This is a genomic window from Nocardia sp. NBC_00881 (genome assembly GCF_045207455.1).
In the GTDB taxonomy this organism is placed as follows: domain Bacteria; phylum Actinomycetota; class Actinomycetes; order Mycobacteriales; family Mycobacteriaceae; genus Nocardia.
Window position 1 is genome coordinate 1,373,526 of sequence record NZ_CP108798.1, and the last position, 25,012, is coordinate 1,398,537.

21 protein-coding genes and 1 pseudogene are annotated in these 25,012 nt (G+C 64.8%); 12 read left to right on the forward strand and 10 right to left on the reverse strand.

The annotated features are described in order from the left end of the window. Nucleotides 1–157: 157 nt before the first annotated feature. Both OH799_RS05580 and OH799_RS05585 read left to right on the forward strand, forming a co-directional pair. On the forward strand, nucleotides 158–1,063 hold the full coding sequence (locus tag OH799_RS05580) for an aromatic prenyltransferase (RefSeq protein WP_406276411.1): 906 nt from the start codon (nucleotides 158–160) through the stop codon (nucleotides 1,061–1,063). Nucleotides 1,064–1,649: 586 nt separating this feature from the next. Further along, nucleotides 1,650–3,482 (forward strand): acyl-CoA dehydrogenase, encoded by a 1,833-nt coding sequence (locus OH799_RS05585; RefSeq protein ID WP_406276413.1) that lies wholly within the window; start codon nucleotides 1,650–1,652, stop codon nucleotides 3,480–3,482. A 725-nt stretch (nucleotides 3,483–4,207) separates the two neighbouring features. Here the strand turns inward: OH799_RS05585 and rfbD are convergent. From rfbD to OH799_RS05600, 3 genes are read right to left on the reverse strand one after another with little or no spacing between them, the layout of a single operon-like run. After that, nucleotides 4,208–5,077: a dTDP-4-dehydrorhamnose reductase gene (gene rfbD / locus OH799_RS05590; RefSeq protein ID WP_406276415.1), complete on the reverse strand. Its 870-nt coding sequence runs from the start codon at nucleotides 5,075–5,077 to the stop codon at nucleotides 4,208–4,210. Further along, on the reverse strand, nucleotides 5,074–6,417 hold the full coding sequence (rfbH, locus tag OH799_RS05595) for a lipopolysaccharide biosynthesis protein RfbH (protein ID WP_406276417.1): 1,344 nt from the start codon (nucleotides 6,415–6,417) through the stop codon (nucleotides 5,074–5,076). The genes rfbD and rfbH overlap by 4 nt, the downstream gene beginning before the upstream one ends. A 1-nt stretch (nucleotide 6,418) precedes the next feature. Further along, nucleotides 6,419–7,645, reverse strand: coding sequence for a glycosyltransferase (locus OH799_RS05600; RefSeq protein WP_406276419.1), 1,227 nt, complete (start codon nucleotides 7,643–7,645; stop codon nucleotides 6,419–6,421). 199 nt (nucleotides 7,646–7,844) lie between these two features. Here OH799_RS05600 and OH799_RS05605 point away from each other — a divergent pair. After that, a pseudogene (locus OH799_RS05605) lies at nucleotides 7,845–8,208 on the forward strand (VOC family protein). 142 nt (nucleotides 8,209–8,350) lie between these two features. Here the strand turns inward: OH799_RS05605 and OH799_RS05610 are convergent. Beyond that, nucleotides 8,351–9,073: a hypothetical protein gene (locus OH799_RS05610; protein WP_406276421.1), complete on the reverse strand. Its 723-nt coding sequence runs from the start codon at nucleotides 9,071–9,073 to the stop codon at nucleotides 8,351–8,353. Between the two features lie 806 nt (nucleotides 9,074–9,879). Between OH799_RS05610 and OH799_RS05615 the strand changes: the two genes are divergently transcribed. The 5 genes from OH799_RS05615 to OH799_RS05635 all read left to right on the forward strand — a co-directional run bounded on the left by OH799_RS05615 (nucleotide 9,880) and on the right by OH799_RS05635 (nucleotide 15,093). Then, on the forward strand, nucleotides 9,880–11,322 hold the full coding sequence (locus OH799_RS05615) for a flavin-containing monooxygenase (RefSeq protein ID WP_406276423.1): 1,443 nt from the start codon (nucleotides 9,880–9,882) through the stop codon (nucleotides 11,320–11,322). Between the two features lie 754 nt (nucleotides 11,323–12,076). After that, nucleotides 12,077–12,526: a DUF2268 domain-containing putative Zn-dependent protease gene (locus OH799_RS05620; RefSeq protein WP_406276425.1), complete on the forward strand. Its 450-nt coding sequence runs from the start codon at nucleotides 12,077–12,079 to the stop codon at nucleotides 12,524–12,526. Further along, nucleotides 12,412–13,320: a D-alanyl-D-alanine carboxypeptidase family protein gene (locus tag OH799_RS05625; protein WP_406281838.1), complete on the forward strand. Its 909-nt coding sequence runs from the start codon at nucleotides 12,412–12,414 to the stop codon at nucleotides 13,318–13,320. Before OH799_RS05620 ends, OH799_RS05625 begins: the two co-directional genes overlap by 115 nt. Before the next feature lie 275 nt (nucleotides 13,321–13,595). After that, entirely contained in the window at nucleotides 13,596–14,165 is a 570-nt protein-coding gene (locus tag OH799_RS05630; RefSeq protein WP_406276427.1) for a hemerythrin domain-containing protein, read from the forward strand. A gap of 229 nt (nucleotides 14,166–14,394) precedes the next feature. After that, on the forward strand, nucleotides 14,395–15,093 hold the full coding sequence (locus OH799_RS05635) for a hypothetical protein (protein WP_406276429.1): 699 nt from the start codon (nucleotides 14,395–14,397) through the stop codon (nucleotides 15,091–15,093). 85 nt (nucleotides 15,094–15,178) lie between these two features. Here the strand turns inward: OH799_RS05635 and OH799_RS05640 are convergent, their stop codons facing one another. Both OH799_RS05640 and OH799_RS05645 read right to left on the reverse strand, forming a co-directional pair. Then, complete coding sequence (locus OH799_RS05640) at nucleotides 15,179–15,547, reverse strand: recombinase family protein (RefSeq protein WP_406281841.1); 369 nt, start codon at nucleotides 15,545–15,547, stop codon at nucleotides 15,179–15,181. Nucleotides 15,548–15,789: 242 nt separating this feature from the next. Then, nucleotides 15,790–16,278: a MarR family winged helix-turn-helix transcriptional regulator gene (locus OH799_RS05645; protein WP_406276431.1), complete on the reverse strand. Its 489-nt coding sequence runs from the start codon at nucleotides 16,276–16,278 to the stop codon at nucleotides 15,790–15,792. Between the two features lie 111 nt (nucleotides 16,279–16,389). Here OH799_RS05645 and OH799_RS05650 point away from each other — a divergent pair, with 111 nt between their 5' ends. Together OH799_RS05650 and OH799_RS05655 are read left to right on the forward strand one after the other, a co-directional pair. Next, the gene (locus OH799_RS05650) at nucleotides 16,390–17,238 is read left to right on the forward strand and encodes an alpha/beta hydrolase (protein ID WP_406276433.1); all 849 of its coding nucleotides are present in this window, start codon (nucleotides 16,390–16,392) and stop codon (nucleotides 17,236–17,238) included. Then, nucleotides 17,235–18,608, forward strand: coding sequence for an FAD-binding oxidoreductase (locus OH799_RS05655; RefSeq protein ID WP_406276435.1), 1,374 nt, complete (start codon nucleotides 17,235–17,237; stop codon nucleotides 18,606–18,608). Before OH799_RS05650 ends, OH799_RS05655 begins: the two co-directional genes overlap by 4 nt. 66 nt (nucleotides 18,609–18,674) lie before the next feature. On the opposite strand, the gene OH799_RS05660 is transcribed toward OH799_RS05655, so the two are convergent. Continuing rightward, nucleotides 18,675–18,863, reverse strand: a complete 189-nt coding sequence (locus OH799_RS05660) for a DUF4158 domain-containing protein (RefSeq protein WP_406281844.1) — start codon at nucleotides 18,861–18,863, stop codon at nucleotides 18,675–18,677. A gap of 125 nt (nucleotides 18,864–18,988) precedes the next feature. Beyond that, nucleotides 18,989–21,079, reverse strand: a complete 2,091-nt coding sequence (locus OH799_RS05665) for a trehalose-6-phosphate synthase (protein ID WP_406276437.1) — start codon at nucleotides 21,077–21,079, stop codon at nucleotides 18,989–18,991. Nucleotides 21,080–21,175: 96 nt separating this feature from the next. On the opposite strand from OH799_RS05665, the gene OH799_RS05670 reads away from it, so the two are divergent. Then, nucleotides 21,176–22,162, forward strand: coding sequence for a carbohydrate kinase family protein (locus tag OH799_RS05670; RefSeq protein ID WP_406276439.1), 987 nt, complete (start codon nucleotides 21,176–21,178; stop codon nucleotides 22,160–22,162). 50 nt (nucleotides 22,163–22,212) lie between these two features. Here OH799_RS05670 and OH799_RS05675 read toward each other — a convergent pair whose 3' ends face one another. Both OH799_RS05675 and OH799_RS05680 read right to left on the reverse strand, forming a co-directional pair. After that, a complete protein-coding gene (locus tag OH799_RS05675; RefSeq protein ID WP_406276441.1) occupies nucleotides 22,213–23,430 on the reverse strand; it encodes a hypothetical protein in 1,218 nt (405 codons plus the stop codon). Beyond that, nucleotides 23,424–23,762 (reverse strand): hypothetical protein, encoded by a 339-nt coding sequence (locus OH799_RS05680; protein ID WP_406276443.1) that lies wholly within the window; start codon nucleotides 23,760–23,762, stop codon nucleotides 23,424–23,426. Before OH799_RS05680 ends, OH799_RS05675 begins: the two co-directional genes overlap by 7 nt. Nucleotides 23,763–24,341: 579 nt before the next feature. Here OH799_RS05680 and OH799_RS05685 point away from each other — a divergent pair. Then, nucleotides 24,342–24,932 (forward strand): EF-hand domain-containing protein, encoded by a 591-nt coding sequence (locus tag OH799_RS05685; RefSeq protein WP_406276445.1) that lies wholly within the window; start codon nucleotides 24,342–24,344, stop codon nucleotides 24,930–24,932. The last annotated feature ends 80 nt before the right edge of the window (nucleotides 24,933–25,012 follow it).

Sequence of the window (25,012 nt, forward strand, 5' to 3'; positions counted from 1 at the left end):
CACTTCCAAGTCAGTCGACTGAAAGCCAACGGCTACGTCGCAGCGTAGAGTGCTGTCCGCGTTGCGCATTCGACTCTGCCGGACCTGACGTGCTGTCTGGCCGACCGGGTCGGCGAGACCGCGACGTTGTTCGTAGCACTCATCTCTGGAAGGACGTATGGTCACCACCACCGAATCCGAGCTGGACGATCTCTATGCTGCCATTGAGAATTCCGCGCGGCTATTGAACGTCCCCTGCGTGCGAGACACTGTCTGGTCCACTCTGACCGCATACGGCACGATGCTCACGCATTCCGTGATCTCTTTCAGAGTGGTCACCGACGCCCGCCGCTCGGGAGACCTGGACTACCGTTTTTTGACGCTGCCGAGAGACGCCGATCCGTACCACATCGCCCTTTCGAACAAACTGATTCCCGAGACCGATCATCCGGTTGGCACTCTGCTGGACCAGGTCCGAAAACAGTGCCCCATCGACAGCTACGGGATCGACATCGGTGTAGTCGGCGGCTTCAAAAAGATCTGGCTGTTCTTTCCTGCCGATGGCGTGCAAAAGGTATCGGAGCTTGCCGCACTCCCGTCCATGCCGCCCAGTCTCGCCGACCACGCCCGCATGTTCGCTCGTCACGGCTTGGAGGACAAAGTCGGCTTGCTCGGCATCGACTACCACGACAAGACGATGAACGTGTACTTCCCCGGACTGCCGGCCGACTGTTTCGAACCCCGTGCCATCGTGTCGCTGCACCGAGAAGCCGGGCTTCCGGAACCGAGCGATCAATTCCTCTCGCTCACCGAGAAAGCATTCGATATTTACGCCACCATCAGCTGGGAATCTCCTCGGATCGAGCGCCTCTGTTTCCCCGTGATAACACCGGACCCGACAACGCTCCCAGTCCGGATCGACCCGCGCTTCGAGCAACTCGTCGACAAAGTTCCATTCAGTACGACCGACCGTCGATTCACCTATTCCGCCACCTCGTCGCCCCATGGAGAGTCCTACAAATTTAGTTGGTTTTACCAATGGCAACCCAGAATACTGGACATGATGAAGACGTCCGATTCATAGAACTGCCAGTCGGGCGTTGTCCGTGCCACCTGAAGCAATCCCTCCGCTACTCCTGCAGGCCGTCAATGGCGGTGTGATCGGAGGACTGGACGTCCTGCTTCAACCGACGCCAATGCTGATGACGACGTCGGGCCACTCGTCGGTGCGCGGCTTGGCCCAGTACGCCCTGCCGTCGACGGCGGCCCGGTCGCGGTGGCGCGTCGAGACCGACCCGGCGGCACGCAGGAATCCGCGCGGAAACGGGACCCATTGGTGTCGTGCTCCGCTGGAGATCAGGCGCGCAGCTCGTCATCCGACTCGGCACGGTGTGCGTGCGTTTGCCTGGCCCTTGTCGAAGGCCCAGGTGCGGTAGGAGTACTCCAAGACGCTCGGGCGCCAGCCACAGGACGGCCGCCACGAACCCATACGGTGAGTCAACATGCTGTGGGACACTGTGTTTCGTGTTCTCGCCGACTATGACGAGTTTGCTGACCTGGTGGTGTTGTGGGCTGAGTGATCGCGTGCGTGGCCGAGCGGAACGCACGGATCACGGAGTGGAAGGTTGACGCAAGTGGCTATGAATTCAAGCGAGAGTGCAACTGTGGGGATGACACTTGCGGAGGATGCGCGGAATGGGTTGCGGGGCAAGCTGGATGCGGTACTTTTCGGCCTGCTCCGAAAGAGGCAGACAAAAGAGGGCACATCGCTGACCGATCTGCTTCGGCACGGTAGCCCGGAGGTTCATCAGCATTTGCAGAAGGCTCTGACCAACCCGGACTTCGTCATCACGGAGAAGCAGAGCCAAGAGCAGCGGCGCCTCAACGCGTACAAGCAGTTGCGCTATCTGGTTGGCGAGCTCGGCACCTCCAGCGCTGTCGCGACCGATCTACCCAGCCTGTTCGCCGTGTTCGACTGGTCGGCAGTGCTCGCGACGGACCTGGTTCCGCTGATCTCCGGACACTACAATTTGGCCTCGGGCAGTTTGGCCACCCTGACCGATCCCGACTCTGCGGCGCCGTACCTGCAGGACCTGGATGACGGTTCCAGCATCGGGAACATGCTGCTGACCGAGTACGGGTGCGGTTCCAATATCGGATTCATGCAGACCACCGCGACCTGGGACGGTGACGGGTTTGTGCTCAACACACCGAATTCGCGGGCGCGGAAATTCATGCCCAGCGTCGGCATCCCGGTTTCACGGGTCTGCGTCATCGCCGCGCGGCTGATCGACGGGGCAGGCACCGATCATGGCGTGCACCTGTTCACGGCGCGGCTGCGCGATGCCAACGGCGATCCATGCCCCGGCGTTACAATCATCCAGCTCGGCCGTCAGCCCCTGGTCATCATGGACAACGCGGTCATCAGCTTCGACCACCTCCAGGTCGAGCGCAACGCCTGGCTGAGCAATGGCCTGGCCACCATCGATGACAACGGTGTGCTGACCTGGCGCGACGAGAACAGTCGGCAGCGGGCATTCCCATCGGTCACCAGCCAGCTGACCGTCGGGCGAATGGCGCTGTCGTCGTGCCTGAACTCTGCGGCCCGCGCCGCGCTCTACATCGCCTTGCGCTACGCCGCAGGCCGGGAAGTGCCGATGACAAGTGTCGACCGACCGCTCATGCTCGACATTCCACATGTGCGAGACACCCTGCTCACCGACCTCGCAGGCACTGTGGCCCGCACCGTCTACGGCAACGCGATCAAGACATTCCTTGCCGGCAGCGATCTCACCGACCCCGACACCGTCGTCACAGTGATGTTGGCCAAGCACTTCATTCAGCTGCATGCACTGGACACGATCACCCACTGCCGGATAAAAATGGGTGCACAAGGCATGTTCAGCGCCAACCGGGTCGCCGACTACCTCGGCGTCTGCCATGCCGCCATCACCGGAGAGGGCGACTGCGACGTCCTCGGTTCGGTCGCCGGCCGAATACTGGCCAAACAACTTGCCGGTACCCCGCCACCAGAACCCGTACTACACGACCCCTCCGACCCCCACGACCGCGCACGCTTGCTCAGCGCCCGCGTTCTGACGATCGCGCAAGAGGCACAGCCGCATCTGTCCACTCCCGCGCTCGCGGATCGGTTGGCAGTCATTCCGGACGCGCTCAGCCTCGCCGAGGCCCATTGCGCCAAGTATGCCTTGGACCTGCTCGACAAACATTCCCAACACACCGAGATTGCCGCCGTGCGTGACGTTTTCGCCCTGCACTATCTCGACCAGCACGCCGCATGGTATCTCACCCATGGTTTAGTCGACGCTACCGCTGCCAACGCTACGAAGCAGCACCTCCACCACGCGATCAACAGCCTCGCCGATAACCTGCCCGCACTGCTGGACGCATTTGACCTTGACGACACGATCCTCGGCGCACCGGTATTATCCGATGATCTACCCGCCGCGTGGGACTCCCACTGCTCTGAGGCACGCTGGTAGACCGCCGATCACCGCCTGCCCAGATCGGCCGACAAGTGCCGTCCGATCTGGGCAGCGAGGCGAATGCCCAGTTCACTGCACCGATCGCGGATGCCGCGGACCAGTCCAGATCCCAGTCGATGAAGGCGACGGGCCGCGGCCCACTGGCGCCGTCGAGGTAGACCGTGTTCTTGGGTGAGAGGTGTTTGTGGCAGACCGCCTGGGAGTCACCGGATATGGGATGCTCGGCAGTCAAGTCGTGGAATTCACGAAGAATGCGAGACTCTCGTCGGATTGCGCGGCAGATAGCCGCACCCGTTCCCAAGCCGCGGTTCCGTTGATGTAGATGAGGATTTCCCGTTCGTCGCCGCGCTCCCGAGGAAGCGAGAGCCCCAGTTCACCCGACCTGCTCGAAGAGGCCGCAAGGAGTGGAGGAACTCCGCCCGAGGTGGAATCGCCGCCACACGCAGCTGTCTTTCGACATGGCACTGTTCAGGAAGCCGCAAGTAATGGTCGTTGTCGGTTAGTTCGCGAGGCCCAGATCGGGCGAGAAAGAACCATTTGCAGATCCGGGCGATCCCTTGGCCCGGCCTGGTCACCTGGCCGGTGGTAATTCGAGGCGTCGATGTCATGATCGGTTCGATTCCATTGCTGATCGGATGGCCCACTCCGGATACCCGCGCGGCCGAAACCACCCCAGCCGTAGGTACGTGGACATCACGCGCTGTGTCACCGGTTCGCTCCGTTCACGACCGGATGTCCCGAACTGCAGCCCTGACAGCGCGACGTAGTCCGTCACGCCAGTGTGGTAGCGGCGTAAGGCCGCAGTCGATCCACGATGAATTCGACAGAACGGCATTCCGGGGCCGGGTTGCGGCATCTCGGTAATCCGATGTCCGGCAGGGCCGTAACAGGTCCGCATCGAGTCCCGCCGCTTCGATAATCGCACGAGCGAATCGGTATTTGGATACGGCGCCGCCGCCGGTCGCGTGGAGCAGGCGCGGTGGATTCGGGTGCGCGACGAGGTCGAACAGAGCGGATACGAGATCGTCGACGTAGGTTGGGGACGCGATCTGGTCGGTGACGACCGCGACGTGCTCGCCCCGGGAGCATCTCCGCACGAGTGCGGCCGGGAAATCCCGGTCGGTCCCCGAGTACAGCCACATGGTGCGGACGATCCGCGCATCGGGCAACGCTGCTCGGGCGGCCTCCTCACCTGCCAACTTGGATTTTCCGTACACGCTCGACGGGGCGGTCGGTGACCAGGTCTCCCACGGACTTGACGACGACCCGTCGAACACATATGCGGTCGAGATATGCAGCAGTCGCGCTCCCTTGTTCGCGCAGGCTCGGGCCACCAGTCCCGGGCCGACCCCGTTGATCGCGAACGCCTTATCGGCTTCGGTCTCGGCGGCGTCTACGCCGGTGTACGCCGCGCAGTTGATGACTACATCGCCGGGGCCGACGGTGTCGTTCAGCGCCGCTGCATCGGTGATGTCGAGTTCTTTCGATCCGAACCCGAGCACCTGCCGACCGGCACGACGAAATGGGCTTGTCGCCCTCGTTATCCCGCTGCCGAGCAGTCCGTTCGCACCGGTGACCACCAGCCTGTTCACCGCTTGCCCTCGGGCGAGGTCTCCACGAGCCGGACCTGGGAGCGTCGGTAGCCGGAAACGTACTCCCGGACCGAGGCGACCATGTAGTCGGTCATCTCGTCGGATATGCCCGGATACACCCCGACCCAAAAGGTATTGTCGGCGACGTAGTCGCTGGCCGCCAAGCTTCCGGAAATACGGCACTCGATGTTCGAGTACGCCGGATGGCGGAGGAGATTTCCGGCGAAGAGGCCACGTGTCGCTATTTTGCGGCCTTCGAGGAAGTTGACGATGTCGATACGGCCGAAAGGGGCGTCCGGCAGTACCGTCAGGGCAAATCCGAACCAGCTCGGATCGCTGTCGGGGGTTGGTTCCGGCAGGCGGAGATGGTCGATCCCGTCCAGGCCTTCGCGAAGCCGACGCCAGTTATGACGCCGGCGGGCGCAGAAATCGTCTAGTCTGGCCAGCTGGGAGAGCCCGAGCGCAGCCTGGATATCTGTTGTCTTCAGGTTGTAGCCGATATGCGAATAGATGTACTTGTGGTCGTATCCGTAGGGAAGGCGGCCTTGCTGTTGATTGAATCTCTTTCCGCATCTGTTGCTTTCGCCTGGCTCGCACCAGCAGTCGCGTCCCCAATCGCGCAGAGACTTCACGACGCGAGCTGTTGTCAGGTTGTTGGTCAGGACGCATCCGCCCTCACCGGTGGTCAAATGGTGTGCCGGGTAGAAGCTGACGGTGGCCAGATCGCCGAAGGTGCCGGTAACGCGTGACTGATATGTCGATCCGACTGCATCGCAATTGTCTTCGACCAGGAACATGCCGTGCTCCGCGCATAACGCGGAGATCTCTGCCACCGGAAACGGGTTACCGAGCGTGTGTGCCAGTACCACGGCACGGGTTCTCGGGCCGATTGCCGCCTCCACGGCTTCCGGTGTCGTGTTGTATGTGGAGGAATTGATATCTACGAACACCGGTTTCAATCCGTTTTGCAGTATCGGGTTCACGGTCGTCGGGAACCCGGCTGCAGCCGTAATCACCTCATCCCCAGGGCGCAGCCGGGTATCATCCAGCTCCGGGGCGGTTAATGCGGTGATTGCGAGCAGGTTCGCCGACGATCCGGAGTTGGTGAGTCGCGCCTTACGGAGTCCGATTTTTCTGGCGAATTCGTTCTCGAATCGATGTGCCAGGATTCCCGCCGCGATACGCATGTCCAGCGCGGCCTCGACGACAGCGACCCTGTCGTCGTCATTGAGGCAGGCGCCGGATGATTGGATCTCGGTGACGCCCGCGACGAAGTGATGCTCGGTTTGCGAATTGTGCAACCGTCGGATTCTCGTGAGTAGATCGTCTCTATCGTTCATTCTATTTCTCCCGGTGTGAGCCTAGAAGGAGATCTCCGAGGTCGTCGGCGAATGCAGATTGTGGCGGCAGTGCCCACATATGTCGTTTGAGCGCTCGCGCGGCTTGCCGGTAGGCGGGGTCGTCGAGGGTCCGCCGGCAGGCAGTGAAAATATCCGAGGCGGTGACGGTCATGGGATCGATGTGGATGCCGGTGCCGAGGGCTTCGCAGCGTTGTGCATTTCCGGGATGATCGGCGAAGAAGGGGAGTACCACGTGCGGGACTCCGTAGGTTATCGTGTCGCGCATCGAATTCAATCCACCGTGCGTGATGAACAGGTCCACGTTCGCTAACACGAGGGACTGGGGGACATACGGCAGGACATGGATGTGTGGCGGTAGCGACCGGAATATGTCCTGGTACAGCGACGGCAGCGAGACGACCGCGGTACACCGGAGCTCGGCCAAGGCCGCGAAGACCTCCCCGTAGATTTCGGACATTCGATCCCTGAACCGCGGTGAAAAGGGTCCGATCGAGCCCAGGGAGAGGTAAACGATCGGCCTATCGCCAGGCATCGACGTGAATACGTCCGGGAGCAGTTGGTCATTGTGACGTACCGGTGGTTCGTGCCGGTAACGGACCAGTGCGGTGTCGAGATCGGCGTTATTGAATTCTTTCGGCGTCAGGGAAACCGTGAGATGCCGCAGGATTCCCGGTGTCGACGGTTCTTCCGGAAGCCCGAGTTTGGCCCGCTGAGTGGTCAGAGCGGGCCGGATCAGGTCTTCGTGGAGGTTTCGCACAAGCTGCAGCGGGCCGATATCCACCGTGACGTGTGGTATTCGGAGCACCTCCGCGGCCAGGTAACCGCCGAATTCCGAGCACTCGTGCAGGACGACATCGGGCCGCCACCGTTCGGAGAGGTTCAGTACGTCTTCCGCGACACGCAGGGCGATCCGGTCGCCGAGGAACTCCGTCATGTACATCCGGTCGAACGCGTCTATGTCCCGGTCGAGCAGATGTCCGAAGATGGCTGCGTCGAACTCGCGGTCGGCCCACCGTGTTCCCACGTCTACGGTCTCGACGCCGTAGTTGCTGCGCAGCCAGGCGCCCCACTTCTCGGGTGCCGCAACGCGGACATCGTGGCCATGCCTGCTTATCGCGTCGGCCAGTGTTACCAGTCCACGGAAGTGGGATTCGAACTGGTTGACGGTCACCAGCACGCGTATGCGATCTGCCCGCAAGGAAGCCATGCCGGCAGCGTGACACATTGGGGCACAGGGCCGTACGGGTTTCCGCTGAACTGTCCAGCGACTGTTTCAGCAGAGGAGGTATCGAGTAATTTGCCCGGTGGAAGCCAGGCTGAGACAGTGCATATCGGCACTCCCGCGATCCGGTGCCGCGGCTGGAACGCGCGCTCAGCAGAACGGCGCGGTTGACGACGACGACTCCCTGGCCATCGACGCCGGCGACCCCAACCGGCTCGCCGGATTCTGGAGCAAGGTCCTCGGCTACGTCGAACTCGGCGGGGAGGACGACGGAAGCATCGAGATCGGGCTGGCCGACGCCGGCTTCGGCGGCCCGCAGCCCACCCTCATCCTCCGCCTCAACAGCGCCCCACGGACCGGGAAGCTCCGACTGCACATCGACGTCAACGCCACCGACCGCGACTAGGACGCCGAATTGGAACGGCTGCTCACTCTCGGCGCCAGCCCCCGTCGACGTCGGCCAGACCGGCACCGAGGGCTGGCACGTCCTGGCCGACCCAGAAGGCAACGAATTCTGCCTCCTGCACACCCGGCTCCAGCCCCTCTGACCACATGCGTCCTGGCGCCGAGCCGCTCGGCCGTTCGAGTGACGCCGGGTGTGATCCAAGCCGCTTTCGGAGTCCAGACGTGACGACCCGGTTGTGGGTGACACTATCGACTATTGGACACCGTCGCGTATGGCTCTGGCGCTTATTCCTTCTTCAGTCCATTCAGAGCCTGCTGGGCTTGGTTTTTGGCGATCGTGTCGAGCTCGTCCCGATTCACCGGGGGTTCGCCTTTTGCGCGTAGGACGGCGACTTCTACTCGCACCGAAATATTGCTGTCGTGCACGCCCAGGATGTAGGTCATTCCGTTGCTGGTGTCGGTGGTCGCGGTGTGCCAGTAGCCCTGGGCTCCGATTCCGGTGACCTCGCCGGAGGCCAGCCCCGCTCCGGTGGCGGCGGTGTCGGTCTGTTTCCAACGGTCGTAGGCGGGGGCGGCCCCCTGGTTGCCGATTCCGGTGACGTCGCCGGAGACCGACCCCGGTCCAGCGGTGGCGGTGTCGGCGTGTTTCCAATGGTCGTAGAAGGGCGGAGCCGTCCCGTCGGTGAACTCGGCCTCGACGCTCATTCGGGCTCTGTTCATGGAGAACTCGTCGCCGGTTGAACTGGTGTAGCCGACATCGCACTTCAGGCTGCCGCTGTCGTGGGTGGACGGCCGGGTTTCCCGATGGTTGGGAGCGCCCTTCGGCGTGGACGACCACTTGGTCAACGGTGTGGGGTCGACCACGTCGCACGTATTGGTGATCCCGTTCATCGAATAGATCCCCGGCCCCGATCCCTGCCGGGTAGTGGCCGAGGCAGCGGCGGATCCACTGCCACCGTCGCCGCCGACGAGGATGCCGATCGCCACACCGATTCCCAGCACCACCACCAGCCCGAGAACGCCGGCGACGATCAGACCCGTTCTGCCGCTACCGGTCGGCGGTGGCGGCCGGTACCCGTGACCGGGTTGGCCGCACCAGGGCGAGTCGGCAGCCGGGCCCGCCGCAACGGGACCGAAGAACGCCAGGTCTGCGCCTGCAGTGGGACTCCCTTGGCCGCCGGGTGGGTTGAATGGCGGCGGTGTGGGTTCGCGGGTGCCCGGGTTCGGGTTACCGCCTAGTCTAGTTCGTGCTGGGAACCGGTCATGCGTGCAGTCCCCTCTCGAACGGGCCTCCCCGCGAAACCGTCGACTCGGACCCTGATCGTAGTAGTTCGGGTGCAATCGAGGCCGAGTCAGCCGTCGCAGCGGAGGCGGCATCTTCGGCGCCGTCGCAGACCAAGCCGTCTACTTCAACATCCACAGGACAATCTGGGTCGAAAAGCAGACGGTGTGCGCAGATAGAATGTGACCACTCCGCGAGGCACTCGCGGTGAATGAACCGCTCCAACGCCTCCCGATCCGAAATCCTTTCGATGCGTGGCAACGCCATAACCACCGCCACAATCATCGGCGGCGCGCTGCGTCGCCCCATGTCGGTGAACAATCAGCGACGCCTCGTCCGGGAACAAACGAAGCCTTCCCGATGCAGCACACCCTGAATCGAGTCGCCGCGACGCTGCCGGGTGCGGAAACACGCCGTCCTTCGCAGCAGATCCGCCTGCCTCGGCACCTGTCCCGAACTCACCCGACGCTTCGAGCCACTACGTCCGGCGGGTCCCGCCACGCGAAAAACACCGGCCATCTAGGCTGAGTCTGTGGCTGTAGTCATCGTCGGTGCAGGATTCGGTGGGGTGGCGATGGCGTTGGAGCTCGTGCGCTCCGGTCACCATGATTTCGTCATCCTGGAGAAGGCGTCCGAAGCCGGGGGAGTCTGGCGGGAGAACACCTATCCGGGTGCGGCATGCGACGTTCCGTCGCCGTACTACTCATTCTCATTCGCCCCGAATCGCAGTTGGCCGAGACGGTATTCGGAGCAGCGCGATATCAAGGACTACCTGAACCGGCTGGTGGACGACTACGGTCTGCGCCCGCACCTCCGGTTCAACACAGAGGTGACCGGCGCGGACTTCGATGCGGCAACGCGACGGTGGCGAATCGAGACAAACACTGGCGAGACTTTGGATGCTGACGTGTTCGTGCCCGCCACTGGTCAGTTGTCCCGACCGGCAATTCCGGCGATCTCGGGCCGGGAGTCGTTCGCGGGCGTCAGCTTCCATTCCGCGGAGTGGAATCATGACTACGAACTCGCCGGTAAGCGGGTGGCGGTCATCGGAACCGGTGCGAGCGCCGTCCAGTTCGTGCCGCGGATCCAGCCGGTGGTGGCCGATCTCACGGTCTTTCAGAGATCGGCTCCTTACATCCTGCCGAAGCCGGACACCGCGTACGGTAGCCTGCACCGGTTGACCTTTCGGCGGAGGCCACTGCTGCACAGCGCGGAGCGGCTGCTGTGCTGGTCAGGCGGGGAGATCGCCGCCTTGGGCCTTGTACGGACTCGAAGCATCGCACGCTTGGTCGGCTGGATCGCGAAATGGAATCTACGCATACAAGTTCCGGACGAGAAACTGCGGGCGGTGCTGACGCCGGACTATCCGATCGGGTGCAAGTGTGTGCTGTTCGGCAACAACTTCTATGCCGCGCTCAACGAAACCAATGTGCACGTGGTGACCGAGGCCATCACCGAGGTCACCCCCTGCGGAATCCGGACTGCTGACGGTGTAGAGCACGACGTCGACGCCATTATCTACGGAACCGGTTTCCGGCCGCAGGAACTGTTGGCGCCGATGAAGATCCGAGGTCACGACGGTCGCGAACTGCAGGCTGTGTGGGCCGAAGGCGCGCGGGCCTACCTAGGCATAGCGGTACCCGGTTTTCCGAATCTGTTCATCATGTATGGCCCGAACACCAATCTCGGCTCGGGGTCGATCATCTACATGCTCGAACGCCAAGCGCGCTACATCCGCCAACTCATCGAGCATCTCGACACTCATCCAGGAACCGCGCTCGACGTTCGCGCCGACGTCGAGCGACGCTACGACACCGAGGTGCAGCGCAGGCTCGACTCGACGGTATGGGCTTCCTGTGCGAGCTGGTATCGCTCCGAAACCGGCCGGATCACGACGAACTGGCCAGGACTGGTCAGTGAATACGACCGACGCACCCGCCGAGTCGAGATCGCGGACTACCAGCTCATATCGTAGGCAGAAGCTACGGGCGGTCCAGCAATGCCGTGCCTCATCTGGGCTGCCGCGTATGGAGTACATCCGGCGTTCGAGCATCATCATCGCGGCCGTCGCCGACCTCGACCAACCGGCAACTCAGGGCGAATATCCTTGAAGGAGACGACTCAAAGATCACCCGTCTCGAGGGACGCTATGAGGTGGCGGTTCCGCGCTACCGCTCCCGACGCCGCCCATGTCACGTGCCGGGTGCTGGGGCTGGCCCGACGGTCCGCTTCAACGCGCCCGCAAGATCGCCGGGATCCCACAGTGCCGTACTGCACGAGGTCGCCCCTGAACGATGTGCCGAACTCGACCAGTGCGCAATAGAACTCGTGCAAGGCTGGATCGCGCCCGTCGAGCTTACCGCCCATTTGATGGAGCATGCTCTGGACGCCGAGCTGTCTGCCGCGCACATCGAGCACTTCCGACGCATCCCGGGCCCAACCATCCGTACCTGGGGCACCGCGGGCTGACTCACCAGACGATCAGGGTTGGACGGATTACCGCGGTGCTTTGTGCGCGAGATGTTGGCTCAGCAGGCGAGTAGCGGTCGCCGCCACGGGGTCAAATACCTCGAGCTCGAATCTATGCGCCAAGGCCTGCTTTCAGGGAACGTACAGTGCTGATCGCGGGGGAGTAGCCAGCCCGTCGCGATCGCTGGCCTGGACAAGAACCCGCAGACGGTTGGTGTCCAGTCTCGGCCCGCGCACGAGCGCGACGAGGCCGTACCGCGGTGCACGAACTCCACCACAATCTGCGCTACAGCCCTGGCGGTGTGGTGTGGAATCCGACGACGGTCACCGTCGGCGAACAGGTGGTGAGCGAGGGCCTGGCCGCCGCCTTCGCCCGCCAACTCTATGGCGAGGGCCTCGGCTACACCACGGGAATTCCGGCGTCACAGCACCGCCGGCGCTCTTCTGCCGGTGGGCAATCGGTCGCGCGCGAGAAGCGTTGGGCTAAGAGCATCCTGGATCAGCCGATTGCAAGCTGTCGCCGGAACGGCGCGGCAATTGGGTCGGTGAAATCCCAGTGGTTGACGGGGTCGCACGACAGAATGTGGCCATGCGAATATTTGCCCGATTGTTGCAGACTGCCATCGCCGGGGCGCTGGTCGCGGCGGCCGGTCATGGCGTCTCGGCCGCCCCTGCCGCGAGCGACGCCCATATTCAGTTACCCTGGCTAACTCCTGAGCTGGACGCAGTGCAGGCATCGGGAGCAGCGCTGGCAGACGGAATCACCGGCACGGTGCTGTGGTCACGACAGCCGAATACCCCGGTCCCGATAGCCAGCATCACGAAGGTAATGACGGCGTTGGTCGTGATCAACGCAGGCGACCTCGACCAGATCATTACCGTGCCGCAAGAAATCATCGCCTACGGCACCAAGTACGACGGAAGCACCGCAGGCCTGGCCCCCGGCGAGGTGCTCACCGCGCGACAGCTCCTCTACGCGATGATGCTCCCGTCGGGCTGCGACGCCGCCTATACTCTTGCGGAGGCCTACGGGCCCGGCCAAGACGGCTTCATCGCCAAAATGAACGACACCGCGCATCAAATGGGGCTGGCGGGAACGCATTTCACCGACCCCAGTGGACTGCCCACTCCCACCGACCACTCCACATACTCCACACCGGCGGACCTGGTGGCCCTCGGCCTGCGCGCGATGAGCCTACCTGCGTTCCGCGAGATCGCCCGATCGCAGACCTATCACCTGCCTGCCGGCCCGGGCAACCGCGATCATCTCTGGCAGACCACGAACTCGCTGCTGCACGACTATCCCGGCACCATCGGCATCAAAACCGGATACACCGACGCTGCGGGAACCTGCCTGTTGTTCGAGACGGTCAGGGCTGGCATACCGCTGATCGGTGTGGTCCTGCACAGCTCACCCGACAGTGACATCGCCGCGAAAGACGACGCCGAGCGCATGCTGAACTGGGCCTACGACCCGATCCTGAGCGCGCTGCCGATCGGTTAGCGCCGGATGCGGATCCCGGTGCGCACCATGCCAAGAGTCCGATGTGGAGGATGTCTGTCTCGAGTCAAGTCTTGGCAGGTTCGGGTGGCCGCAAGTTGATGGCCGTCCCATGAACGATGAAGCGGACGCGAGCAGCGGGGCGGCTCGCCGGTGTATTAGCAGCAAGGCGGTTCGGCGGTGGGTTATCGTCGGCTCCCTGAGGGACATGCCAGCTGCCCCAAGGTGCACTCTGCCCTGGCGTTCGGTGCTGACCTATGCGGTACCAGGGAGGAATTGTGGACATTACCGAGTTGATCCTCGATGACCACCATGAGCAGCGGCGGCTGTTCGCGATCCTGGAGCAGATTGATCGCGCGGAGACCGGTGTGCTTTCGGTGATCTGGGACAGGCTGGCGGCCTTCCTCGAGCTGCACGCGCAGGCGGAGGAGGAGATCTTCTACCCGGCGCTGCTGCAGGCGGGTCTCGCGGCCCGGCGTGCGGGCGGGGTGGAGGAGGAGACACTCGACGCTATCCACGACCACAACGAGATCAGGAACGCGATCGCCGAAGTGGCGCGTCACCGGGTCGGCACCGATGACTGGTATGCGGCTGTCGCGGCAGCGAACTCGGCCAACAGCGGTCACATGGCCGAGGAAGATCGCGAGGGCCTGACCGACTTCCGCCACATGGCCGGGCTGCCGCGCCGCCATCAGCTGGCCGTCGCCTTCGCCGCTTACGAGGCGCGGAACTACGCCGGCGTCCAGCCCGTCGACAAGGATCCGGTCAGCTACGTCCGCGCGGCAGAGAAGAGGCTGCGGACCGCTGCGAGTGGATCGCTGAGCGTCGGCACCCTGAAGCGGAACTGACCCGGCAGACGGACCACGGCAGTCAGGAACGGCCACACCTTCCACAACATCTCTCATGCCGCATATCGCGCTAGACCGAACCCACCAAGAGGTCACGGCGATGAAGCAAGCCTGGCTCAGGCGCAGCGCTATTCGGCAATCTGCAATGCCGAAACGCGGATTGCGGAGCGGGGGACCGGTGCGGCGACCCACCGGTTCCTCGTGAACGCAAACCTGCATGATAGGGCGCATGCTCCCCACCGACCACCTGGCACAGGCAGACCGTCATCCAGCTGTGATCGACACGCCCCTCGGCACCGTCGAGTTCTCCGTCACGCTTGGATCGGATGCGCTACCGGCCGAGCCGAATACTGCGTGGCGCTTGGCGAACGGCTCGTGCCTGCACCGGTGGCGGCATCGAACCGCAACGGTTGATTTGCTGATCGGAAGCATCGAGGTACAGCCCTGGGACGGCGGCGTACCGGTCCCGATGTGGGCCGGAATCTGGCAGGTGCAGGCCCGCGACGGGTTGTCCGGAATGGTCGTCTCGGCCGAACTGACCAACGTACCCGCCGATGCTTACGGCGGCCCGGACTCCGGCGAATGTCTCGCGGCCGTGAGTGTCGAGAACGAACACTTCATGGTGTCGATCGGCGGCCCGGATTCCGAGCTGCTCGCCATGCATGCCGCGGACGGTCGGCTGATGCCCGCCAGTTGGGCGCACCTGCTGCCGACCGGTGAGGACAAAACGACCACCGAATACGGTGTGCGATACACAGATCCGACCCGAATGGCGTGGCATCTGCCCAGCCTGGCCACCGAGGAAGTGGCCCGACTGTGTATCGCGACCGCCTGGTGCCCCCGCGACGACGATCGACCCGCAGCCTGGTTCGCGGTCGACATCCCTCTCGACACCGCGTACCACCACCTCATTGCCGATCCGACCTGACCGGCAATAGGCCCCGTTCCGACACGACCCATAGGCCGTGCCGCCGGCGGGCCAGGACCGTTGCGGTTCGGGGTTCCGGTAGCACTCACGAAGTTTCGGTCGAATATAGCTGTGACCTGTGGTGATGCCGCAGCGTGGGCCTCATTGCGCTGCCGGGCGGGCTACAGGAGGAGGAATTCGCGGAGTTTGCCGGGGAGTGTGGCGGCGCGAGTCGCGGGGCGTAGTTGCAGGCTGGGGAGTTGCTGGGCGGGGCCGCGGCCAGGCCATCGTTGGTGTTGGCGACGATGAGTTCGCGTCGCAGTTCGGCCAGCACGCTCAGCATGCCGAACATAGCGCGGCCCTCCATGGTGGAGGCGTCGATGCCCTGATCGACCACGTGCAGTCCGATCCCGGCGGCGCGCAGGTCGGTGCCGAGGTCGATCGGGTGCTGGACCGAGCGTGACAGTCGATCCAGCCGGGTGACTTCAACGTGTCACCGGAGTTCAGAAGCGACAGCACGCGGTCCAGCTCGGGCCGGATGCCTTGGCGCCGCTGGCGGTGCCACCGAAGATGTTCCCGGCCGCCACGCCAGCGCGCTGCAGAGCGTCGATCTGGTGATCGGGATTCTGGTCGGTCGTTTGTGGGACCCTTTCGCACCGTGGGTGCGGCGGGCTGCGGTCTGGGGGTCGTGTCCATGCCGGCGCCGTGCCAGCACGCCTACTGCCGGGGGGACGCGGGGGGAGTGCCGACCGCTTCGAGGGCGATGACCTGTTCCAGGGCGCGCCGCAGCACAGTGACCTGGTCCCTGCCGAGAAGCCGCGACCATCGCTGCTCGACGTCGGCGAGGATCCGGGCGGCCGCGGCCTGGGCCATCCTGCCTTGGTCGGTGAGTCGGATGATCTTCGCGCGGCGATCGGCCTTGTCGACCACCCGCTCGAGGTAACCGTGATCCTCCAGTTCGCCGACCAGTTCGCCGATCGCCTGCTTGGTGAGTCCGGAGCGTTCGGCGAGCGTCGTCAGCCGCGAGCCTTCGGCGTCGATGAACCGGAAGACCGAGCCGTGGACGTACCGGATCCCTTCAAATCCCTCGTCGGCCAGCTGCTGGTGAAGTCCTCCGAGCGCGATGTCCCTGACCTGCGTGAGCAAGGTGGGGAGTGGCAGCTTGGGCTGGCGTTGCCGCTCGCGTGTTCCGGAACGCGTCGTCATCGTCGTGCGGTCCTCCTTCCGGGCGAGTTCGTCAGGCAGCTTGACAATACCAGGCACAATGGTAAGGTAGCCTGACTATCAGGGAGCTTGACTAATTTTCTGGAGGACGAAATGCCCAACATTGCCGAACAGCGCACGCAGTACGCGGCGCTGTTCACCCGGTCCCTGCCCGCGAACATCGGCTCGTCGGCGACGACACTCGGCGGGCGGCCGGCACTGGAGCTGCGGCCGGCGACGCCCGGCACCGCGGGGGAGGACGTGCTGCTGTATCTCCACGGCGGTGGGTTCGTGGTCGGGTCGGCGCGTGCCACCGCCCACCTCCCCGCCGCGCTGCTGCGCCACCTGGACGGCCGGGCGGTCTCGCTCGACTACCGGCTTGCGCCCGAGCACGCGTTTCCGGCCGCGCCTGATGACTGCCTGGCGGCCTACCGCGAGCTACTGGACTCTGGTGTCGATCCGCGGCGGCTGGTGATCGCGGGCGACTCGGCCGGTGCCGCTCTGGCCGTCGTCACCATGATTCGCGCCCGGGACGCGGGCCTGCCGATGCCGGCAGCGGCGGTCCTGTTCTCGCCGGCGGTCGATCTGACCCTCAGCGGTGCGAGCATGCGGTCCAAGGACGGAGTGGACCCGTTCTTCGCACCGGCCGATCTCGAGTGGCTCTTCGATCGGTACCTCGCCGGCGGTGACAGTGCGGCGCCCGAGGCGAGCCCGGTCTTCGCCGATCTCACCGGGCTGCCGCCCCTGCTGATCCAGGCCGGCTCGAGCGAGCTCCTGCTGGACGACGCCGTACGGCTGGCCGGACGCGCCGCGGCCGACGAGGTCGCGGTGACGTTGGAGGTGGCTCCGCGCCAACCGCACGTGTTCCAGCTCGACGACGAATCGGCCGCGGCGGCAGCGGCACTGGAGCGTGCCGGCCGGTTCCTGGCCACCCGGCTCGGCGGCGAGAAGAAGGAATCATGAACCGGCTGGCCGATCGGATGCTGGGGCCGGTACTCGCGCCCCGTGACGAGCAGTACGACGAGGAACGGGCCGGTTGGCAGGTCGCCCGCCGGCACCGTCCCGACCTGGTGGTGGGCGCCGCCGGACCCGCCGATGTGCAGGCGGCGGTGGCATACGCGAGCGACCGTGGGCTCCCGGTGGCGGTGCAGGGCACCGGGCACGCCTCGGCCGCAGTCGCCGCCGAGGGCGGAATGCTGATCACCACCGCGCGGATGAACGCCGTCCGGGTGGACGCCGATGCCCGCACCGCATGGGTGGCGGCGGGAACACGCTGGGACCAGGTGATCGACAGGGTGGCACCGGCCGGGCTGGCTCCTCTGTCCGGCTCGGCCCCGCACGTGGGCGCGGTCTCCTACACCCTCGGCGGTGGCCTTGCCCTGCTGTCCCGGAGCTTCGGTTACGCCGCCGACCACGTGCGCAGCCTCGACGTCGTCACGGCGGACGGCCGCCTGCGGCACGTCACCCGAGACTGCGAGCCGGACCTGTTCTGGGCTCTGCGCGGCGGCCGGGACAACTTCGGCGTCGTGACCGGAATGGAAATCGAGCTGATGCCGGTCATCACGCTGTATGGCGGAGCACTGGTCTTCCCCGTCGAGAAGGCCGCCGATGTGTTCGAAACCTACCTGCAATGGGCCGCCACAGTGCCGGAGGCGATGAACTCCTCGATCGCGCTGATCTCCCTGCCGGACGTTCCGGCGATCCCGGAGCCGATGCGCGGCCGTCACACCGTCCACGTCCGCATCGCCTGCGCGGCCGGCGATCCCGGAGCCGGCGAGCACCTGGTGGCGCCGCTGCGGGCCATCGGCCCGATGAGCGACACCCTCGGTGAGCTCGCCTACGCCGACGCCGGGTCGATCTATAACGACCCCGTCGCACCGGGCGCGGTCGAGTCGGGCACAGTCATGCTCGGCGAACTCGACGCCACTGCCGTGCAAGCCATCCTCGATCTGGCAGGCCCCCATGCGCCGGTGCCGCACATCGTCGAACTGCGCCACCTCGGCGGCAGGCTCGCCCACCCGCCTGCCGTGGACAATGCCGTCGGCAACCGCGATGCGCGATACCTGTTCAACGTGGTGTCCCGGCTGGAACGCGCCGACATCACCCAGATCCGGCCGGCGCACGCGCGCATGTTCGAGGCGATCGCGCCGTGGAGCACCGGCGGCCGGTTCCTCAACTTCATGAACGGCGAGAACGCCGCCACTCAGGTGCGCTCGGCCTACAACGCCACGGACTACCGGCGGCTGGCCGGCCTCAAAGCCGTCTACGACCCGCAGAACATCTTCCGTCTCAACCACAACATCCCGCCCGGCCGAGGGCCGATCCGGGATTGAAAAGACAACTCATGCTCAGCAACGTCGCCACTGTGCTCGCCGGACTGATCGACGCGGGCATCATCTTCACGGGCGCCTACGCCTTCCGGTCGCCGCAGGCCGCGGCCGGCTTCGGGGTCCCCGGCACGCCGACCGCGTTTTCCACCCCAGATACTTCGCCGCCAGCGCCAGGTGATCCGTACGGGTATGCGCCCGCCTCCCGTACCCCTGCAACACCTGCGGGTCCAGCCCCAACTGTTCTGCTACCCGGGTCACCGCGGCCGACGGCGTCGCAGTGACCTCGTCGGGAACGAACCCCAACCACGGGACCCCCGGTTCGGAACAACCTGTATTGCCGATTTTCGCGTGTTTCGCGGTGTCCGAATCTGCCGAGTTGCTGATCAGGACGGCTGGTACGTGACCGGCACTGCGGCCGGGTCGGGGGCGCGGACGCGGATGGCGTCGATGATGCGGGTTGCCCAGTCGATGGGGCGGTCGTGGCCTAAGAGGTGGGCCAGACGTTTCGCGCGGGTGCGGCGCTCGGTGTGGTCGAGGGACAGTGCGCGGGCGAGTGTGGCGGTGAGGTCTTCGGGGGAATGCGGGTCGGTGAGTAGGGCGGCGTCGCCGAGTTCTGTTGCGGCACCGGCGTAGCGGGACAGCACCAGTACCCCGGGCCGGGAGTCGGGTCCGGTCACTGCCGACTGGGCGGCGACGAATTCCTTTGCGGTCAGGTTCATGCCGTCCTGCAGGGATGTCACCCAGAACACGTCCGCGGCCAGGTAGTGGTCCATCACCTCGGAGAGCGGCAGGTTGTGCGGGATGTAGTCGATCGGTTGCCAACTGCCGACACGCCAGGCGTCGTTGATCTCGGTGGTGCGTCGCTCGAGGGCGCGCCGAGTGGTGTCGTAGGCGGAGATGCCTGGTTCCGGTGGTGGGCACACGAGCCGGAACACCAATCGGCCGTGCAGGTCCGGGCGGTGCTCCAGCAACGCCGCTATGGCGTCGACCTTGTGTACGGGGGCTTTGGTGTAATCGAGACGTTCGACGGAGAGCACCAACGCGTGTCGGCTGGGCCGTATGCGTGAGGCGCGGCTGCGGGCGAGTGTTTCGATGGCTGGACGGTCGATACCCAGCGGATGGACACCCAAGGCTGGCAGTGTGAGCTGGCCAACCAGGGTTTGTCGAAAATTGTCGGCGAAGGCATTGGTGTGAAATCCAGCCCAGTCCAACTGTATGAGCGAGGAACGAATTTCGTCTGCTGTGGGCAGGGCGTCGAACACCTCCCGCGGTGGAAATGGAGTGTGGTGGAACAGTCCGATGCACAGATCCGGTCGGACCTGGCGAAGCAGGCCGGGGACGAGCCATAGGTTGTAGTCGTGTAGCCAGATGGTCGCGCCGTGTGCTGCTCGCTCGCCGATACGCTTGGCGTATCGCTGGTTGATTAGACGATAGTGGGCCCAGGCCGCGGTATCGAAGCGCATGCGGTGCGGCTCGGACATGAGGATCGGCCACAGTGTGTCCTTGCATGCGCGATGAAAGTAGCCGCTCCATTCGTCGGGGGTCACCGGCAGCAGTGACAACGGGGCCTCGTGCTCACGTGCGTCGACACCGTCCTCGCCGACCTGCGCGGCGACCCAGATGCCCGGCAACCCCTGCGCGAACAGGGCGGTCAGGCTGGGTAGAATCCCGTTTGGACTGGACGGTGATCGTGGCTCACCCCGGGGGACCGGTGGTCGATGATAGCCGACTATCAGGTAGTGCCGGTCCTCGGCGCAGTTGTCCGGTGCAACCCACCCCAGCGCGTGCAGTGCTGTGAGAATCCCGCCCGCGCCAGGACGCTCGGGGCGATGGATACGCGCGTCGAGGGGAACCGCCCGGTGTAGGGCGGGCTCGGCGGCGCCCACTATCACGCCGTGCGTGCCCAGTTCGAACAGCGATGCATCGTTGAGCGAATCACCGGCCACCAGGACGGAATCCATTGGCCAACCGAACTTTTCGGCCAACGCCGCCACGGCGTTGCCCTTTGATGCGTTCGGCGGCACGACGTCGAAGTAGCGGTCCGCGGAGTACAGCCACCGGCATCCGAGCGCGTGGACAGCGGCGGTGAGTTCGTCGGTCAGCTGGTCCGGTGCCAGGTGATACGAGCAGCGCCCGTCCTGCGGCACCCGCTGGTACGTCAGTTGCCCGAAGCGGTTCAGGGCGTGCCGAACTTGTTGTGTTCCAGGCCATCCGGTACGAAGGTGGGCCTGAATATCCCCGACGGGCCGCAGGCCGGTGCCGTCGACCACGGTGGCACCGACATCGGCGATGATCCAGCGTGGTGTGGGCACCAGCGGGTCACGCAGCGCATCGGCGACCGACGCCACGCCGCGGCCGGTGGCGAAAACCACCGTCACCTCGGGATGGCGGGCCAACGCCGCACACAGCCGACGCTGGTCGGCGATCTCCCCGCCCAGCAACGTACCGTCCAAGTCGGTGACCAAGATTCTCATCACCGATCCAAAGCTAACACCCGCTGCATGAATACTCCGCCGCCGTGACCATCTCGACCGCCCATATTCCGCACCCACCCCAGGTACGGTCATCGGATGGGCACAGACGAGCCGGGTGGGCGGGAAATTCTCGTGGTGGGCGCCTATTTTGTGGATCTGATCTTCCACGGGCTACCCGAGCCCGTCCGACCTGGCCGTGAGGTCTTCGCTGACGGGTTCGCAATGATGCCCGGTGGCGCCTACACCCTGGCCATGGCCGCGCATAGACTCGGGCACGATGTCGTGTGGGCGACCGACTTCGGCAGCGATCCTTTCAGCACCCATGTCCTTCACGCGGCACGCGCAGAAGAATTGGACGAGAGCGCCTTCCGGCATCAGCCGACGCCGCTGCGCAACCTGACCGTCGCCCTGTCCACGCCCGAGGATCGTGCGATGGTCAGTTTCCAGGACCCGAGCTCCCCGCAACCGCTCTCGTCGCTGCTACGGCAATACCGACCACGTGTCCTGATGGTGCCGCAACTACGCTACGACGCCGACACCGTGCGCGCGCTGAAGCTCGCCCGCCACCTCGGCATCACCGTAGTGATGGACTGCCAAGACGTAGCCGTCGATGTCGACACGCCCGGAGTGCGAGCCGCTCTGGCTTCCACCGATATCTTCGCGCCCAACGCCGAGGAAGCACTGCGGCTGACCAGGGCGCCGACCATGGAGGATGCGATATCGCGGCTGAACGAACTTGTGCCCAACGTGGTGATCAAACTCGGCGGAGCCGGAGCCACCGCAACACATGGCGGCGAACGTTACGACATTGCCGCACCACAGATTTCGGCTGTGGATACCACCGGAGCCGGTGACTGCTTCAACGTCGGTTTCGTTCATGGCCTGCTCGCCGGCTGGCCGCCGGCGAAATGCCTCGCCGCCGCCGTGGCGTGCGGAACGGCAGCCACCACCGGCCCAGGGTCCAGCACGGCTCCGGGGACCGCCGACCTCGAGCGGTGGCTCGCGCGAACCACGATATCGAGTCCCGCGGCTGCGGCCCGCGAACAACGCCCGCCAACGGTTCAGCCTCCCGCAACGCACTGAAATGCCCAATAGCGGATAGGCCGCGCCGGAGAGCGGGTGTGTGCCGAGCGTTATCGCCAAGTCGGTGTTTGCCCGGTATCGGCGAGGCGCCAGCCTTGGTCGGGTGGGCAGGTATCGTCGTAGTAGTACACGGTGTGGGGAAGGACGAGTTGGGTTCCGTCGTTGTCTGCGAATGTTTTGCGTGCGACCGATGGCAGCAGGTCGGGATCGAAGCCAAACAGCTCCGTGCCCAATGTGTTCAAGCGTGTGAGGGCGTGGTGGCCCATAAAACTGTCGTAGACCAGGCTCATCAGGTGAGCGCAATCGACCGCGACATCGCGTGGCACGACGTCCATCGGGGGCAGGTCGGCGGAATGCCCGAACCTGTGGCGTAGCGGGGCGAGGGTGTAGATCCCTCCATCGCGGTAGGCGATTCGGCTGTGGCGACCGTCGCGGGTGAAGCTGAGTAGCGTGTTCTGGCCGTGCAATTCGGGCAGGCAGCCGGTGGAGAACACGGCCCGTACCCAGAACTGGATCATTGGCTTGATAATGTGCTCGGCCAGGAATATCCCGGGTTCGACACCGGACCGAATCACCAAATTATGCAGCAACGGCTGGCGGTCGGATGACCGAATGTCCTTGCCGTACAAGGCGAACAACGGCACTGTGTAGTCGAAATCGTGCCCGTCGCGTACGAGTGAATCTCGGACGAGGTACCCCCAGGCGGTGTCGGGGTCTCTGCCGAACAAGCCGCCGCCGAGATCGCGGAGAACGGGCAGGCCGGCAGTGTGCAGCTGCGTCGTGTTCCACAGCTCGTGGCCAAGGTTGGGTGCGTTCATGGTCCGTTTGAAGCGGGAGATCCGTTGCGGGAAGTGTAGTTTCAAAAAGTGCGGTGCGGTGCCGACGCCGTCGGCGCCGAGTACGAGGACAGTGCGGCCGTTCGCCAGCGGCGTCACGTCGAGCACCGGTCCGGCAGCCATGGTGAGAAGTAGGTCACGGCCCGGCAGGTGCGGTAGCGCCAACGTGTCGGGATGGACCGGGAGCAGCAAGCGGTCGTTGTGGGAGTAGATATCATGCAGCGGTGACGAGGCCGATGTGCGGCGATATTCACTGTGTTCGGAGTCGACCCAGAATGTCGGGAGTTGAAAGCCGGGGGCGCTACCGTGGGGGTGGTAGTCGGCCGACACCGGCATCTCGGCGCTGTAGCGGCTGTAGTTGCGGGTGCCAGCACCGAGGTAACGCTCTGCGGAGGTCCACAGTGCCGTGCGGTCGTTGCCGGGGGTCAGCACATCCGCCCCTCAACCGGCGAGGTCGGCGACGAGGTCCAACAGCGGCGGGAGATCGTCGCCGCTTTTGTGAATGCAGCAAAGTGCCCGACACACCACGCCTCGGCCGGGTCTGCCGACCCGAGCACCAACGCACGCGTCAGCTCCCGCAGCGCGACCTCCGCGCCAATCCCAACCTGCGGCAGCACCGAACCGACCCGACCGGTCACACAAACCTTCACCGCCGCCGGACTACCAGCAGGCAACGGTCCGCCACGCCGCACCTCGCCCGCAGCCAGTTCGCCCAGCACCACCTCGGTCAACCCGCGCAACGTCTCATCTTCGTAGGGTTTCACGGCACCCCTTTCCATATGAGACAGCCGCATCGCTCGTCCCGGGCGATCGAACCTCGCGCGCCGCACGACGCGCAGCCCCCACGGTGCGGGTGCGTCCTCGGCGCACAACTCTCAATCAGCCTGAAGCACAATAAATTTGCCCGCCCGACCTACATGAACATCCTAGATGCAGCACAGGTCCGCGGCTGCGCGCAGAGCAGAGCAGAGCAGAGCTGACCGGTGTCCTGCATACGTATCTCCGAACTCCATCGCCGAAGCCGGACTACGTCCCTGCCGATGACCTACGAGCCCTCAACCGAAACGTCCGGAAATGCCGCTGCGCAGGCGTCCAGTGAGCGGCTGTTGCGGCCGGGCGGCCATTCGCGGTGTGATCACCGGTCGGCCGAATTGCACACCCACTCCCTATGCGAACAAATGATGCTACCCGATGCGAATGCCGGCCGGCGGGTCATCACTGTCGACAGCGGCGAGTTTGTGGAATACGGCGTTGTGGTTGGGAATCGGGATTTGTGGTGTGGCGTGGTCGGGATCAGCGGAGAATTCCGCTGGTGGCCTACCAGTCACGGTGGCGACGATGTCATGATCGGATTCGAGTGGATGGGGCAGGCCATGGAGATCAGCGAGTTCTTGACGCGCAAGCTGGAGCGGCGGTTCGAGACGTTCGACTTCGACGGCGACGGCCGGATCGAGCGCAGCGATTTCGACAGCTCGGCGCGCGCGGTGGCCGCGGAGTTCGGCCACGAGCCGGATTCGCCTGCCGCGCAACAGTTGCTGCAACTGAGTTTGCAGCTGTGGGGGCGCCTGGCATCGGCGGGCGATGTCAACATCGACGGATCGGTCGATCTATCCGAGTACAAGCAGGCTTTCGCGGAGGGTCTGCTGGTGACCGAGAAATCATTCGAACAGGGCTATCGGCCGTTCCTGTCGGCGATCATGGCGATCGCCGACGTCGACGGCGACGGCAAACTGAACGCCGAGGAGTACCTCCGCTGGACGGGGGCACTGATGCACCTGCCCGCCGACGATGCCCGCAAAATCCACCGCAGGCTCGACACCGACGGCGACGGCCTCGTCACCACTGACGATCTGCTACAAGCCATCCACGACTATTACTTCGACGAGAATCCGGCAGGTGTCGGCAGCTGGCTGCTCGGCAAACTACCCGGCTGACGCCAATTCTCGTAAACCGCCGTTGGCTTCCACGTCGTTGATCAGGCTCGCACGCTGAGTACGTGTCTGGCTCTCGGATC

What these genes read in the sequence shown, in the direction of transcription:
- OH799_RS05580 (WP_406276411.1), top strand. Translation starts at nt 158, where the DNA reads ATGGTCACCACCACCGAATCCGAGCTGGACGATCTCTATGCTGCCATT.
- OH799_RS05585 (WP_406276413.1), top strand. Translation starts at nt 1,650, where the DNA reads ATGACACTTGCGGAGGATGCGCGGAATGGGTTGCGGGGCAAGCTGGAT.
- rfbH (WP_406276417.1), bottom strand. Translation starts at nt 6,417, where the DNA reads ATGAACGATAGAGACGATCTACTCACGAGAATCCGACGGTTGCACAAT.
- OH799_RS05600 (WP_406276419.1), bottom strand. Translation starts at nt 7,645, where the DNA reads ATGGCTTCCTTGCGGGCAGATCGCATACGCGTGCTGGTGACCGTCAAC.
- OH799_RS05635 (WP_406276429.1), top strand. Translation starts at nt 14,395, where the DNA reads ATGCTCCCCACCGACCACCTGGCACAGGCAGACCGTCATCCAGCTGTG.
- OH799_RS05645 (WP_406276431.1), bottom strand. Translation starts at nt 16,278, where the DNA reads ATGACGACGCGTTCCGGAACACGCGAGCGGCAACGCCAGCCCAAGCTG.
- OH799_RS05650 (WP_406276433.1), top strand. Translation starts at nt 16,390, where the DNA reads ATGCCCAACATTGCCGAACAGCGCACGCAGTACGCGGCGCTGTTCACC.
- OH799_RS05655 (WP_406276435.1), top strand. Translation starts at nt 17,235, where the DNA reads ATGAACCGGCTGGCCGATCGGATGCTGGGGCCGGTACTCGCGCCCCGT.
- OH799_RS05665 (WP_406276437.1), bottom strand. Translation starts at nt 21,079, where the DNA reads ATGAGAATCTTGGTCACCGACTTGGACGGTACGTTGCTGGGCGGGGAG.
- OH799_RS05670 (WP_406276439.1), top strand. Translation starts at nt 21,176, where the DNA reads ATGGGCACAGACGAGCCGGGTGGGCGGGAAATTCTCGTGGTGGGCGCC.
- OH799_RS05685 (WP_406276445.1), top strand. Translation starts at nt 24,342, where the DNA reads ATGATCGGATTCGAGTGGATGGGGCAGGCCATGGAGATCAGCGAGTTC.